General features: G+C 72.5%; 12 protein-coding genes. 2 read left to right on the top strand and 10 right to left on the bottom strand.

What is annotated here, in order from left to right:
• Positions 1-852: a Scr1 family TA system antitoxin-like transcriptional regulator gene (locus L3078_RS18235; RefSeq protein ID WP_239754881.1), complete on the bottom strand. Its 852-nt coding sequence runs from the start codon at positions 850-852 to the stop codon at positions 1-3.
• Between the two features lie 202 nt (positions 853-1,054).
• Here L3078_RS18235 and L3078_RS18230 point away from each other — a divergent pair, with 202 nt between their 5' ends.
• The gene (locus L3078_RS18230; RefSeq protein WP_239754880.1) at positions 1,055-1,435 is read left to right on the top strand and encodes an ATP-binding protein; all 381 of its coding nucleotides are present in this window, start codon (positions 1,055-1,057) and stop codon (positions 1,433-1,435) included.
• 16 nt (positions 1,436-1,451) lie between these two features.
• On the opposite strand, the gene L3078_RS18225 is transcribed toward L3078_RS18230, so the two are convergent.
• The 6 genes from L3078_RS18225 to L3078_RS18200 form a co-directional block, all read right to left on the bottom strand.
• Entirely contained in the window at positions 1,452-2,117 is a 666-nt protein-coding gene (locus tag L3078_RS18225) for a pentapeptide repeat-containing protein (RefSeq protein ID WP_239754879.1), read from the bottom strand.
• Complete coding sequence (locus L3078_RS18220) at positions 2,098-4,362, bottom strand: hypothetical protein (protein ID WP_239760758.1); 2,265 nt, start codon at positions 4,360-4,362, stop codon at positions 2,098-2,100. Before L3078_RS18220 ends, L3078_RS18225 begins: the two co-directional genes overlap by 20 nt.
• Positions 4,359-4,793: a DUF6507 family protein gene (locus L3078_RS18215; protein WP_239754878.1), complete on the bottom strand. Its 435-nt coding sequence runs from the start codon at positions 4,791-4,793 to the stop codon at positions 4,359-4,361. The genes L3078_RS18220 and L3078_RS18215 overlap by 4 nt, the downstream gene beginning before the upstream one ends.
• Positions 4,794-4,931: 138 nt before the next feature.
• On the bottom strand, positions 4,932-5,915 hold the full coding sequence (galE, locus tag L3078_RS18210) for a UDP-glucose 4-epimerase GalE (RefSeq protein WP_239754877.1): 984 nt from the start codon (positions 5,913-5,915) through the stop codon (positions 4,932-4,934).
• A 63-nt stretch (positions 5,916-5,978) separates the two neighbouring features.
• A complete protein-coding gene (locus L3078_RS18205) occupies positions 5,979-7,607 on the bottom strand; it encodes a glycosyltransferase family 2 protein (protein ID WP_239754875.1) in 1,629 nt (542 codons plus the stop codon).
• Positions 7,608-7,740: 133 nt separating this feature from the next.
• Positions 7,741-8,256 carry a MarR family winged helix-turn-helix transcriptional regulator gene (locus L3078_RS18200; protein WP_239754874.1) on the bottom strand — a complete coding sequence of 172 codons (516 nt, stop codon included), beginning with the start codon at positions 8,254-8,256 and terminating at the stop codon, positions 7,741-7,743.
• Between the two features lie 139 nt (positions 8,257-8,395).
• Here L3078_RS18200 and L3078_RS18195 point away from each other — a divergent pair, with 139 nt between their 5' ends.
• Positions 8,396-8,809, top strand: a complete 414-nt coding sequence (locus L3078_RS18195; protein ID WP_239754873.1) for an organic hydroperoxide resistance protein — start codon at positions 8,396-8,398, stop codon at positions 8,807-8,809.
• A gap of 73 nt (positions 8,810-8,882) precedes the next feature.
• Here L3078_RS18195 and L3078_RS18190 read toward each other — a convergent pair whose 3' ends face one another.
• Genes L3078_RS18190 through L3078_RS18180 form a run of 3 tightly spaced genes read right to left on the bottom strand, consistent with a single transcriptional unit; the run spans position 8,883 to position 14,059 of the window.
• On the bottom strand, positions 8,883-10,499 hold the full coding sequence (locus L3078_RS18190) for a hypothetical protein (RefSeq protein ID WP_239754872.1): 1,617 nt from the start codon (positions 10,497-10,499) through the stop codon (positions 8,883-8,885).
• Between the two features lie 39 nt (positions 10,500-10,538).
• On the bottom strand, positions 10,539-11,837 hold the full coding sequence (locus tag L3078_RS18185; RefSeq protein WP_239754871.1) for a hypothetical protein: 1,299 nt from the start codon (positions 11,835-11,837) through the stop codon (positions 10,539-10,541).
• The gene (locus L3078_RS18180) at positions 11,834-14,059 is read right to left on the bottom strand and encodes a bifunctional glycosyltransferase/CDP-glycerol:glycerophosphate glycerophosphotransferase (protein WP_239754870.1); all 2,226 of its coding nucleotides are present in this window, start codon (positions 14,057-14,059) and stop codon (positions 11,834-11,836) included. The genes L3078_RS18185 and L3078_RS18180 overlap by 4 nt, the downstream gene beginning before the upstream one ends.
• Positions 14,060-14,062 lie beyond the last annotated feature (3 nt).

Here is a 14,062-nt window from a genome sequence, read left to right as displayed (position 1 = left end):
TCACAGCTCGTGGGCAACGCGGGCGATGAGATCGCGGGATTCGGCGACAGGGAGAGCCGCCGCTGCCACCCGCTCGTACCGCCGTCGATACTGCAACAAGCGTGCCTCCGCGTCGAAGAACTCGCTGTCGTGGCCTGTATCGATCTGCACGGTGTCGAGTTGGGGGACGGGCCCGTGCAGGTAGAGCATCGAGTAGCCGGTACCGGCGAAGTCGTCCGTGTCGAACGGCAGCACACGAACGGTCACGTTGGCCGCATCCGATCGTTCGAGGAGCCGCTTCAGCTGGGCCCTGGTCGCCTCGCGGCCACCTACGCGGATGCGAAGAGCCGCCTCGTGGACGATGGCTTCGTACGGTGTCCCAGAGGGCTCGTCGAGGACCTGCTGGCGCTGAGTGCGGTACGCCACGAACGTGTCCACGTGGCTTGGCGGCACATTCCGCGACGCGTAGTTGAAGAGCGCCCGCATGTGGTCCTCGGTCTGCAGCAAGCCAGGGACATGCACGACTTGGAAGGTGCGGATGCGAGTGGCGTGATACTCGGACTCCGCCAGGGCGAGCCCCTGCTCGACCACGGTGCCCCGGTAGGCCTCCCACCACCCCTTGCCGCGTTCGTTCGCCATGCTGACCAGGGCATCGACGTACGCCACGTCATCGCATGCGCAATGCGCGGCCAGGCGGCGGATCCGCTCCTCGCTGATCCCGCTGCGGCCGGCCTCGTAGGCGCTCTGCTGTATGGGGTTCGTGCCCAGGAGTGCGGCGGCGGCGCGGGCCGTGACCCCCGCCCGCTCGCGGATCTTGCGCAGCTCGGCGCCGAGGCGCTCCTGCCGTGCGGTCGGGGTGCTCCTGGGTGGCATCGGTCCTCTCCCTGGTCGTTCGGCTGACGAGTATGCCGTCAGCCGAGCACGACGGTCACCGAAACGGGGGCAATGTCCGGCATCAGGTTGTGCCGTCACCAGGTTACGCCCTACGGTCTGTGACGTGCCCGGCACGGTGGGTGCGGAGCGCTCTCGTGCCTCAACTCACCCTTGCCCTGACGCGCGTTGGAGTTGATGAGCCATGCCCAAGTACGCCCTCAACTGCCCACCCCTGGACACCACACCCCGTATCGCCCGCGACTTCGTCGCCTCCGTCCTCCGGGCCCTGCGGCTCGACGCCCTCGTCGACGACGCGGTCCTGTGCACCTCGGAGCTGGTCACCAACTCCTGTCGGCACGCGAAGAGTTCCGGCGCCCATTTACTGCTGATCGCCGGCCCGGAGGGCCCCGTGCGGGTGACCGTCTACGACGACGACCGCACGCCCCCGTCACTCCACCAGGGCTACGACGGCGAATCCGGCCGGGGCCTGTGGATCGTGGACGCCGTCACGGAGGGCCGCTGGGGGACGGAGGCGCTGGGGGCGTCGGGGAAGGGTGTCTGGTTCGAGGTGGGGAAGGCGTAGGCACCCGGCGTCATGGTCAGGCCGACGTGTCGCGCTTTCCGTCGGGGACGGGCAGCACCTTGATCGAACCGCCGCGTTCGCGTACCCAGCGTTCCAGCGCCTCTCCCGCGATTTCATGTTCTGCGCCATGCTCGTCGATCACCTGGACGGGGCCGAATACGGTTCCCGAAAGGCCCTCCACCTTTGTGCGGTGGTCGACGGTCACTTTGAAGGAATTCTCCTGCAGAACCGCGTGGGAAAGGTCCGCTCCGCGAAGATCGACGCCGAGCAGGGAAGCGCCCAGAATGCGCGCACCGCGCAGGGAGGCGTTCGTGGCGTCGCAGTCGTAGAGGGAGGCCTTGACCAGGTCCGCGCCGTCCAGGACCGCGTCCCGGAGAACCGCGTCGTCCAGGTTGACCCGGACCAGCGAGGCCCGCGTCAGATCGGCCCTCGAGAAGTCCGCCCCTTCCGCGTCGGAACGGTAGAGGTCCGCCCCCACGAGCTTGGCCCCGACCAGCTTCGCGTCGGTGAACCAGGACTGCTGGAGGTTCGCGTCGGAGAGGTCCGCGTCGGAGAGGTCCAGCCCGATGGCGTCGAGCGGGCCCTCGCCGCCCGCGTCCAGCCACTCCTCCAGGCGTGCCTTCGCCTGCGGATCCGTCGGGAACACGCGGGGCGCCCAGTTCTTACGGGTACCAGATGACATCGTCTTCCCAGCCATTCTTCTCGACGATGGACTTGATGTCGTCGATCGCCGCCTGATTCGCGTTGCGCATGTCCAGGATAACTACGCGCTGCTTCTCGACGATCTGTTCCGCCAGCTTCTTGACCCAGCGCTCGTTCTTCGCGGGGTCATAAGCTCCCTTGAACGGTTGGGACTTGTCTCGCACATTGTTGAAGGGAGGCCAGTCGGAATGGACGCCCTTGATGTCGTAATACCGTCCCGTGCTGGGTGAGTAGAACTCGCCGCGGTCCGCCTCCGTGGGGCGCTGGATGTCGTCCGGGAGACGCCCCTGCTCGCTGAGGTCCAGGCCGACCCGGGCCTCGTCCTTGGACGGCTCGGAGATCCCGCCGTTCTTGTCGGGGTCCCGCTGGAGCTGGTCGAACTCCTCGGGGCTCCGGGACTCGACCTCGTCGAGGTGGTTCCAGTGGTCCGCCTTCTGCTGCGGGGTGAGCTCCGGCGCCGGCTCGTTGGCGCGCTCGGGGGCTGTCGTTCCCTCCGACGGCTCGTGCGGGGTCCCGGTGCCGTCATCGCCCGGGGTGCCGCCGCGCCCGCCGGCCGGGGGCTCGGTGGGTCCGCCGCCGGGCGTTCCGCCGTGACCGCCGCCCGAGGAGGTGCCGCCGTGGTCACCGCCCGGTGTCTCGGCGTGGCCGCCCCCGGTGGTCCCGGTGGTCCCGGTGCGGCCGTCGCCGCCGTGCGATCCTCCGGTGCCACCCGGTGTCTCGTGGACCGCGGAGGGCAGGCCGTTGTCGCCCACCCGCCCGGTACCGCCCAGGTCGTCCCCGACCCGTCCCACGGCCCCCGTACCGCCGTCGCCGACCTTGGCGCCGGCGCCCACCAACTCCTGCTCCGGTGTGCGTACTTCCGCGCCGCGCTCGGCCGCCGTCCCCTCGTGCCGGATCCCGTCCAGGGACTCCCGTACCGTCCCGTCGGCGTTGTGCATGACGAGGGTCTTGGTGTCGAGGTAGACGACCTCGCCCTTGGGGGTCTCCATGCGGACGCTGTTCTCGGGCGTGAGACCGGCCGGGAGGTCGTCCGCGATGTTCGGCACGTCGGCGATCTGGTACGTGCCCTCGCCGAGCCTGATGTGCGTCCCGTCGGTGATGCCGCGCAGGCTCGCCATGACGTCGCTGATCTTCACCGCCGTCGCCCCGACGCCCTTGGTGAGGTACGTCATCGGGTCGACGATCTTGCCGGCCTTGCCCGCGAACGAGATCGCCTTGGCGATGGCGCCCGCCTTGCCCGCGCCGGAGACCGCGCCACCCGCGCCGCCCGTGAAGATCGTGGTCAGCACGTTGAAGGTGACCGCTCCGGCCGCCCGGGAGGGGTTCTTGCCCCACTCGTCGTAGGCGATGAGCGCCTTGCCGGTCTCCACGACGGCCGTACGGGAGTCGCGCAGCCAGGACGGGAGTTTGTCGTCGGGGGCCAGCCAGTACGCGGCGCCGACCACGGGGACGGCCGTGATGACGATGCCCGTGGCGAGCTTGCCGAGACCGACCCAGGCCTGGCCCGCCGCGTCCCAGCCGTTGAAGCCGACCAGGGTGCCGAGGCCCTTGATCGTGCCCCACACGCCGTCCACGACGAAGCCGACCGTGAAGTCCCAGGCGTGTTCGTGGATGTAGTACCAGGGGTTGGACTCCTCGACCGGGTCACCCCACGGCAGACCACCGGCGTTGTTCAGGTCCTCGCCCCGGTAGCCGTACATGTTCTCTTTGTTGCTGCCGTCGTTGACGACGAGCGCCTCGCCGCCGACCAGCGCGACGATCTTGTTGTAGCAGTCGCGTTCGGCGGCCTGGAACGCGGCGTACGCGGCGTTGATGTCGGAGCGGCGGTTGTTGTTCTCCTCGACGAGGTCGCCGTCGGCGCGCCACTCGTCGTCGCCCTCGATCTTCGCGCGGAAGGCGATCGCGTCCCGGCGGAGCTGGTCGAACTTCTGCTTGAGCGGACCGACGGCGGCGGCGTACGTGTCGAGCGCCGAGGCCACGGTCTCCAACTCGGTGGCGAACTCGTCGCCCTTGGCCGCCACCGGAGCAGTCGTCGCGAACAGCGCCTCCGCCTCGGGTGCCTTGTAGTACGCGGAGAGGCCGCCGAAGCGGGTGTGGATCGCCGAGCCCGAGTCCTTCAGGGAGGTCCCGGCCGAACGGACGCCCGCGATGCCCAGGTCCAACTGCTCCAGATTGCCCGTGAACTCGGGGACCTCCTCCGGGATGACGGGGATGTCGTCGCTCACTTCGGCCCCTGCCCGCCGTTCCCGTCGACACCCGGCGGTGGCGGTACGACGGTCGCCTTGAGCGCGTTGGCCTGGTGCGTGGCGGCCATGTCCAGGTCGCCGGTGACGTAGGCGTTGGTGGCATCGGCCGCGCCCTGCACGGAGTCGATGGTGCGCTGCGCCATGTACGCCAGCTTCTGCTGCCGCTCCTGGAGGTACTTGCTCAGCGCCGCCGCGACCGGTCCGACCGGCACCCGGGGCGTGCCCGTGGCCACCGGCCCGATCATGGGGCCGCTGAACTGCCCGCCCGGTACGGCCGTCCCGGCGGACTCGGCCGCGCTCGCCATGTTCGACACCAGTGAGTTGGCGGCCTTCTCCAGGCCGCCGGCCGCCTCACCGGTCGACTTCAGCGTGGTCTGCACGTTGATCGGATCGATGTCCCAAGCCGGCACCGTCGCTACCCCCGTAACGCCCTGTCGGACACGTCGTACGTATGTCAGTCGCCGAGAAGTTCTTCGTCGGCTTCCCCTAGTACACACGAGCAAACGGCACCGGACAGTTCCCGCTTCGCGTCGATTCCGTCACAGGAGCTACGACCGTTCCGTGCGCCGCGTCCACCCCGCCCACGCCGTCGAGATCATGTCCTCGACGCCGTACCGCGCCTTCCAGCCCAGCTCGGCGGCGATCCGGTCCGCCGAGGCGACGACGCGCGCGGGGTCGCCGGGCCGCCGGTCGACCACCACGGGCGGCAGGTCGTGGCCGGTGAGCGCGTTGATCCGGTCGATCATCTCGCGCACCGAAACACCCTCCCCGCGCCCGATGTTGAGGGTGAGGTCCGTGCCCGGCGCCTCGCGCAGCCGCCGCGCGGTCGCCACGTGGGCCTCCGCGAGGTCGACGACATGGATGTAGTCGCGGACGCAGGTGCCGTCGGGGGTCGGGTAGTCGGCGCCGAAGATCCGTGGCGGGGCGCCCTCGGAGAGCTTCTCGAAGACCATGGGGACGAGGTTGAAGACGCCGGTGTCGGCCAGTTCGGGGGTCGCCGCGCCGGCCACGTTGAAGTAGCGCAGGGAGGCCGTCGACAGGCCCGTCGCCCGGCCCGTGGCCCGGACCAGCCACTCGCCGACCAGCTTGGTCTCGCCGTACGGGCTCATCGGCGCGCACGGGGTCTCCTCGGTGACGAGGTCACCGTCCCGCGCGGCGGACGGCATGCCGTACACGGCGGCGGAGGACGAGAAGACGAAGGACGCGACTCCGGCGTCGGTGACGGCCGACAGCAGGGTGCGCAGTCCCTCGACGTTCTCCCGGTAGTAGTGCAGGGGCAGGTCGACGGACTCGCCGACCTGCTTCTTCGCCGCGAGGTGCACGACGCCGGTAATGCGCCGGTCGCGGATCACCCGGGCCAGCCGCTCCCCGTCGAGGGTGGAGCCGATCTCCAACGGGACGCCCTCGGGCACCCGTTCGGCGACCCCGGTGGACAGGTCGTCGTAGACGACGGTCTCCTCGCCCGCGTCGAGCATCGCGCGCACCACGTGCGCCCCGATGTATCCGGCGCCACCGGTGATCAGCCAGGTCATGGACGACCGTCCCCTCGTAGTCAAGACGATGTTGCTGGGTTGCTGGTGGAATCCCGTCGGCTCTCAGTGAAGCAGGCGTTTGAGGCGTCGGCGGACGACCTCGGTCAAACCCCGCCAACCGGGCGCGAGTCGAACCGCGAGCGCCCCCGCGTGGGTCGCGTACGGCTGCACCAGGAGCACTCCGTGGCGCGTACTCGGCAGTGCGCTCCGGCGCAGCAGCCCGGCGCCCGCGAGGGCGTGCGCGGTGGTCTCACGACGGCTGCCGTCCGCGAACCGCAGCCGGAGCCGCAGGTCCCACGTGCCCTTGCCTAACGCGGCCAGATCCAGCGGGACTTCCGCCGTCCAGCTGTCGACATCCGACTCGTCGGGCGCGCCCGGCCCGCTGTCGCCCTCCGCCTCGGGCAGGAGGGGCGCGGTGCCGGTGAAGCCCACGCGCCCGTCGTCGCGTTCGACGAACTCCGCCTCCACGGCCCGGGGCCCCGCCTCCGCCATCCGCCCGTACAGCTCGTGGAGCCGCAGCCGGAGGACCGTGCCCCGCGTGCGGGGCCGCAGTTCCGCGTCGACGGCGGCGGGCAGCAGCTCCATGGGGCGGACCAGGAGATGGTCCAGCTCCACCTGCGGCAGGTCGGCGGACCAGACGGGCGTGCCGTCGCCCGCGCGCGCGTAGGGCGGGGTCAGCCGGGCGGGGCGGGCCGACATCTCCTTGAGGCGGGGCAGGTCGCGCGGCTCCTCGGCGGCGAGGATCACCCGGGCGACGACCCGGCCGGGCGCGGGCGCCGGCGCGAAGTCGCCCTCGTCGAAGGTGGCCAGGTACGCGCGCGTCAGCGTCCACCACTCGCGCCGGTACTCCGCGCCGCGCAGGTCCAGCTCGCGCGCGTACATCCGCAGCGAGTGGTCGAGGAAACGCGTCCGCGTGGCCCGTGCCGGGGCCTTCTCGCCGGCGCCCAGCAGGATGTCGTACGACATCCGGTCGGCGTCGAGGCGGGCCCGCCAGTTGGCGATGTCGGAGCGGTCCAGGGAGATGGACAGCCGGGCCGCCGACCGGCGCACCTGCCAGACGTACACCGGGTCGGGGACGAGCGCGACGCGCGGGGCGGCGGCCAGCACCCGTGCGCCGAACACGAAGTCCTCGTACGGGAAGCGGCCCTCGGGGAAACGGATGACGCGCTCGCGCAGGAAGGAGGTGCGGTAGAGCTTGTTGACGCAGAGGGTGTCGTGCACCAGGCGTGCGCGCTGGGACGAGTTCGCCACCAGCGTGCGCTGGGCGTACAGCTCGGGCTGCCAGGGGGTCTCCCGGCCGGACGGCAGCTCCTTGCGCACGCACAGCCCCGACGCGACCGGCGCGTCGTGCTCCAGGGCCGCCGCCAGCAGCGCGTCCACGGCGCCGGGCGGCAGGACGTCGTCGCTGTCCAGGAACATCACGTACGGCGCGGTCGCGACGTCCAGACCGGTGTTGCGCGGGGTGCCGCAGCCGCCGCTGTTGGCCGGGCGCCGGACCACCCGCAGCCGGGGCTCGTCCCCGGCGAGCCGCTCCAGCAGTTCCGCGCTGCCGTCCGTCGAGCAGTCGTCGACGGCGATCACCTCATGGACGGCCGGCCCCTGTGCGAGGGCCGAGCGCACGGCGTCCGCCACATGGGCCGCGTCGTCGTACCCGATGACGACGACGGAGACCTGCGCCTGCTGAAGAGCCATGGTTGCCCCGCACCTGTGAGAGGTATGTGTGCAAATCTTCCCTTAAGGGCGGCTTCGCGGCCCCGTGGGGAAGATGGCACGCGGGAGGCTGGGGTTCCGCATGACGGTGTCGGATTCTGTGGGGTCCTGACGGTCACCCGGCCGGATCCGCGAGCGCCGCCTCGTCCAGGGCGACCGTCAGGCGGTCCAGGCGGTCGCGCAGATCGCGGATGTCGTCGATGTCCAGGCTGGTCGCGGAGACGATCCGGCGGGGCACGGCCAGGGCGCGTTCCCGCAGGGCAGCGCCCTCCTCGGTCGGTCGCACCACGACCGAGCGCTCGTCGCGCGCGCTGCGTTCGCGCCGGACGAGGCCGGCCGCCTCCAGGCGCTTGAGCAGCGGCGAGAGCGTCCCGGAGTCGAGCCGCAGATGCTCGCCGAGCTTCTTCACGGGCAGCTCGCCCTGCTCCCACAGAACGAGCATCACCAGATACTGCGGATAGGTGATCCCCAGGTCCTTGAGGACCACGCGGTAGACACCGTTGAAGGCGCGCGAGGCGGCGTGCAGGGAGAAGCAGATCTGCCGGTCGAGACGGAGGAAGTCCTCCTCGGAGATCTGCCCGGAGATCTCCGAGGAGATCCCCTCGGGCGTGGAAGCGGGGCTCGTGGTCATGACTCCAGGGTAACTCCTGTCCGCCATTTAGTTGTGGGCAATTGAATTGTGTGCTCTACTGGAGCCCGTGAACGGCGGTCGGACCGGACCGCCGGACGCGACTCGACCTGACTTGACCTGTGAAAGGGATGGTTCTCCCATGGACGCGCTCTACACCGCTGTCGCCACCGCCACCCACGGCCGCGATGGTCGCGCCGTCACCAACGACGGCAAGCTCGACCTCGACCTGGCCCTCCCGGTGGAGCTCGGCGGCAACGGCCAGGGCACCAACCCGGAGCAGCTCTTCGCCGCCGGTTACGCGGCCTGTTTCGCCAGCGCCCTCGGCCTCGTCGGCCGCGCCGCCAAGGTCGACGTCAGCGAGGCCGCCGTGACCGCCGAGGTCGGCATAGGCAAGGAGGGCGAGGGCTTCGCCCTGAAGGCCACCCTCCGCGTCGAGCTCCCCGACACCGTCGACGAGGCCACCGGCCGCAAGCTCGTCGAGCAGGCCCACCAGGTCTGCCCCTACTCCAACGCCACCCGCGGCAACATGCCGGTCGAGCTGGTCGTCGAGTAGTCACACCCGCCGGCCACTCCCGCGCGGCCCGACACCCCCGGGCCGCCGCGCGGATCGCTCCGTACCACTCCCCCTACGGGGCGATCCGCGCCAGCACCTCCCCGGTCCGCGGACTCCAGTCCACGACCACCGCCTCCGCGGGCACCTTCTGCCGCGGGGTCAGCACCAGCCACCGCACCCCGTACCGCCGCGCGACGGCCGTACGCCCCTCCCGCGTCGACGCCGGATCCAGGTACGCCCGCACATCCGCGTGCCGCCGACCACGCTCTCCCTCCTCCAGCGCGGGATCGGGCCAGGTCGGCGCCGCCATGTTCACCCCGTACCCGGGGAGCGCGCGGGCCGCGAAGTACCCGTCGGTGATCAGCGTCTCGCCCGCCCGCACATGCCGCGCCGCCCAGTCGTACGAAGGCCAGCGCGGCGGCTGGTCGAAGCCGACGGGATCCAGCGCCCGGGGCACGACCGCCCCCGCCTGGACGGTCCAGAAACCCACGCAGACCCCCGCGGCCGCGGCCACGCCCAGGACCCGCCGGGCCCAGCCCCACGGCCGGGGCGCCGCCAGCTCCACCGCCAGGGCGAACTGCGCCGGCACCGCCGCGAGCGCCAGCACCCTCCCGTACGTGTAGTGCCCGCTGACCCAGCCGTACGCCGCCGTCAGGCACTCCGCCGCGCACATCAGCACCAGCGGGTCCCTCGGCGACCGGCGCCCCCGCGCCCACAGCGCCGGCAGCCCGAGCAGTAGCGCCAGCCAGAGGTTCCCCGCCGCGCTCTCGTACAGCAGGCGGTGGAACCCGTCCACGCCCGGGTGTCCGACCAGCGACAGGACGGGGTAGTACGGCCACGACACCGCCACCGCGAGGGCGGCCGCGCCCGCCGACGCCCACCGGGCCACCACCGGGCGCCGCCATCCGCGCTGCCACGCCGCCACGATCGCCACGGCCCCGGCCAGCGAGGCCACCGCCGTGATCGGATGCACCAGCACGATCAGCCCGTACAGCGCCCCGAGACCGGCGTACGCCCAGACGCTCCCGAGGCCGCTCGGCCCGACGTACCGCACCCGCCCGGAGGCGCCGCCCCCACGCGCGCGTGCCCCCGTCCACGCCCAGGCCCAGAACGTCAGCCCGGTCGCGAACGCCGACGGGTAGCCGAGGGTCATGGTCAGCGACATCAGCCCGAGGAAGCCGCTCCACAGGACCCGCTCGGTGCCCCACAGCAGCGTCATGAACAGCACCGCCAGGACCGGCGCCCACGGCCGGGGCGTCAGCACGCGGACGAAGCGGCCGATCCCGGTGAGCAGCACCAGCAGGTTCACCGGCCCGGCCAGCTTCACCACGGACCAGCCGCTCAGCCCGGTCAGCCGCGCGAGCACGCCCTGCGCGACGGCGTACGGGGAGTAGTACGGGCTGCCCGCGCCCGGCAGATCGGCGGTCGGGTGGGCCGGGTGCAGCAGGTCCCAGCGCAGCCGCTCGACGACCGCCGCGTGCTGACCGGCGTCGCAGCACAGGGGCACCCGCCAGTACGCCAAGGTCATGACCAGCCAGAACAGCCCGCCCATGACGACGTACGGGGTCGGCCGGCGGGACAGCCGGGTACGGCCGCCGCGCAGCGCGGTGGCCCCGAGCGCGCTCCGCAGGCGGCGCCGGACGCGAGGGCCCGGGCCGGAACCGGGGGCGGTGTGGGCTGTACGGGGCATTTGCCGTGTATTCCCGGTATGGCCGGGAGGGTCAACGGCTCAGCTAGCGGTCACCACATCGAGTGAGTCGCGGGTGGTGGTGATCCGCTCCAGCAGCAGCGGCAGCCCCAGGACCGGCAGCAGCCACGCCACGACGATCAGCCGGTCGCCCCAGATGGTGATGTCGGGATGCGCGGCCTGGTTGAGGATGCCGGTGCACGCCGCCGCGAGCACGAACCAGCCGAACACCGGCCGCTGCCGCAGCGCGCCCCACGCGCCCGCCACCAGCGCGGCGAGGAACAGCGGCTGGGTCAGCTGCCGACGCCCCCACTCCGCCCAGAAGTTCGCCTCCAGCCGCAGGAACTCCGGCCAGGGGGCGGTCCGGTCGGGGCGCGTGAAGTGATCGGTGAGCAGGTCCTGGAGGCTCTCGGCGGACGCCGGGTGGCGCAGCAGCGCGGCGAGCGCCGGCGTGCCCACCACCGCGCACGCGGACACGGCCCCGACCGCCAGGACCCACGGCTCACCACCGCGCACGCTCCCACGCCCGCGCCGTGCGGCGGCCACCGCGCACGCCCCCGCCAGACACACCCCCAGGAACAGCGCCTGCGAGTGCTTCACCGTGAACAGCGCCGCCAGGGAACCGGCGACCAGCGGCACCCCAGCCCGCACCCGGCCCTCCCTCGCCAGGGCGCACCCCCAGAGCGCCGTCAGCGTCAGGGCCAGCAGCACACCCTCGGTCATGGGCCGCATCGCGGTCGCGCCGCAGGGGAGCACGTAGTAGAGGGCCTGTCCGGTGAGGGCGACGCGCACCGGCGCGCGGACGGCGCGCAGGACGACGTAGGCCAGGACGCCCCCGGCCGCCGCGATCAGCACGCTCGCCAGCCACACGCCCCACACGACCCCGAACACCGCGACGAACGGGGCCAGCAGCAGCGGATACCCGAGCCGCACCTCGAAGATCCGCAGAAACCGCTCCGAGGTGAACGGCGCGATCGGGACGCCCGACTGTCCGGCCGCCAGCCGCCGGTCCACCTTCCGCCACAGCTCCCGCCGGCACTCCTCGGCGACGCGCGCGGCCGGACTCGGCCCCCGGAACCGCACCACGTCCACCCGCTGCTTCCGCTCGGCCCACGCCGCCCGGCTCCCGCAGTAGTGGTCGATGGTCCCGGCGGCCGACTCCCGCACCCCCGCGCCGCCCAGCGTGAGGGCGTACGAGACGTAGTTCTTGGTGTCGGGAGTGGCGCGCCCGGTGACGCCCGCCAGCTGGCACAGCGCGAAAACAGCGGCGAGCAACAGCACCCACGCCCGCGCGCGCGTCGCGAGGACCCGCGCCCGCACGCCGACCGTGGGCGCCCTCACGACGACGGAAAAGCGGCGGCGGTCGCCGAGGACGAGGCGAGTCGAGGCGCGGGCACCGCCCCCGCCGTCTCACCCAGCATCAGGGTCCGCACGACCCGCTCGGACGCCCGCCCGTCGTCGAACTCGCAGTACCGCTCCCGGAATCCCGCCCGCAGCCGCGCCGACTCCCTGTCCCGCCACTGCCCGGAGTCGAACAGCCAGGCGAGCTCCCGGTAGGAGCGGGAGACATGACCGGGCGGGTCGGCGGTGACGTCGAGGTACATGCCCCGGCTCGCGGCGAAGGCGTCGAGGTCGTCGGCGTGGACGACGATCGGCCGGTCCAGGTTGGCGTAGTCGACCATCAGGGCCGAGTAGTCCGTGACCAGGACGTCGGAGGCGAGCATCAGCTCCTCCACATGCGGTTCGTCGGTCGCGTCCACGACGACACCCCGCCGGTGCAGCTCGGCCAGCCCGAACCCGCGCGCCGGGCCGTCCGCGAGCGACGGGTGCAGCCGCACCAGGAGGGTCAGCGCCTCGCCCAGGCTGCGCCGCAGGTCGGCGGCGAACCGGGCGAGGTCGAAGCGCTCGACGTGGCCTCCGCGCCGGTAGTCGCGGGGCGTGGGCGCGTACAGCACGACCGTGTGCCCGGCCGGGACACCCAGCCGCTCACGGACCGCCGCGCCGCTGCCCGGACCGGCGTTCACGAGGACGTCGTTGCGGGGGCTGCCGGTCCGCAGCGAGGTGAAGCCGCACGGGTACGCCCTGCTCCACACCAGCTCGGAGTGGCGGTTGGCGACGAGGCTGTGGTCCCAGCGGTCGGCCCCCCGCAGCATCCCCGGCACGTCCACGCCGAGCCGGGCACCCGGCTTCCCCAGCAGGTCGGCGCCCATGAACTTGAGCGGGGTCCCCTGGTGGGTGTGGACGTGCACACTGCCCGGCCGCTTGGTGAGGGCGCCCGGCCAGTCGGCGTTGCCCACGAAGTACGTCGCCCGCGCGGCCAGCCGCAGATACGCGGGCGAGCCCGGCGTCACATGCTCCACGCCCGGCGGCAGCGCCGCCACCCGCTCCGGCCGCACCACCCACACGCCCCGGATGTGCGGCGCGAACTCCCGGGCGGCCTGGTACACGGCCGCCGGGTCCCCCAGCACCCCCCGATGGGAGAACGCCGAGTACAGGGCCAGGTTCGGGTCCAGCGGCAGCCGCTCGTGGGCCAGCGACCAGCTCCGCCCGATCCACTCGGCGCCGGCCGCCCACAGTCGCTCCCCGCGCACGCCCAGCGCGGTACGGGCGCGGGCCGCGCACCGCCGGGCGCGGTAGGCGGCCCAGCCGCCCTCCAGCACCCGGTGCGCGGGGGCCGGGGAGTCGTCGCCCGAGTGGTGCTTCCGGTACAGCCCCGCCGTCCGCCGGAAGAACTCGGCCTGGTCGCCGGGCGGCACCCGGTCCGGCGCGGCGAGGATGTCCAGACAGTGGTCCGCCATCGCGCTCCGCACGCGAGAGCACCAACTCGCCAGTTCCGGACGGGACTTCAGATGGGCGAAGACCCTCTCGTACTGGTCGTGCACGTCGAAGTGCCCCCGGCCGGAGGCGGACAGGAGGGTGCCCCGCGGGCGCTGCCGGCAGGACACGCAGATCCGGTCCAGGGTGGCGATCCGCCCGGCGCCGAGCAGCACCGGGAACGTCCACGGCGTGTCCTCGTAGTGGCCCGGCGGGAACCGGAAGCCGTGCGCCTCCAGGTACTCCCGCCGGTACGCCTTGTTCCACACGACCGTCGGCAGGCCGAGGACCTCCGGGCGCTCCGCGACCGTGAAGACGCCCTCGCCCACCGCGCTCAGGAGGTGCGCGCGGGCGTCGCGGCGCGTCTCGCCCCACCAGTACGCGCGGACGTGGTCGAAGACCAGCACATCGGGGTCCCCGGCCTCCTCCAGCCGGTCCGCCAACGCGCGCAGGGCGCCCGGCACGAGGGTGTCGTCGCCGTCGAGGAAGAGGACGAAGTCACCGGTGGCGAACGGCAGTCCGGCATTGCGGGCGCGGCCCGGACCCACGTTCGCGGGCAGGTGCAGCACCCGTACCCGCGCGTCGCGGGCGGCGTACGCGTCGAGGATCTCGCCGCCGCCGTCCGGCGAGCAGTCGTCGACGGCGATCACCTCCACGTCCCCGTACGACTGCTCCAGGACCGAGTCGAGGCACTCACGCAGCTGGCCCCGGACCTCGAAGACGGGGACGACGACACTGAAACGGGGCATGTC

The sequence above is a fragment of the Streptomyces deccanensis genome, from assembly GCF_022385335.1.
GTDB lineage: Bacteria > Actinomycetota > Actinomycetes > Streptomycetales > Streptomycetaceae > Streptomyces > Streptomyces deccanensis.
Note: the sequence above shows the minus strand (reverse complement) of the source record. Positions and strands in the feature narration are given on the sequence as shown.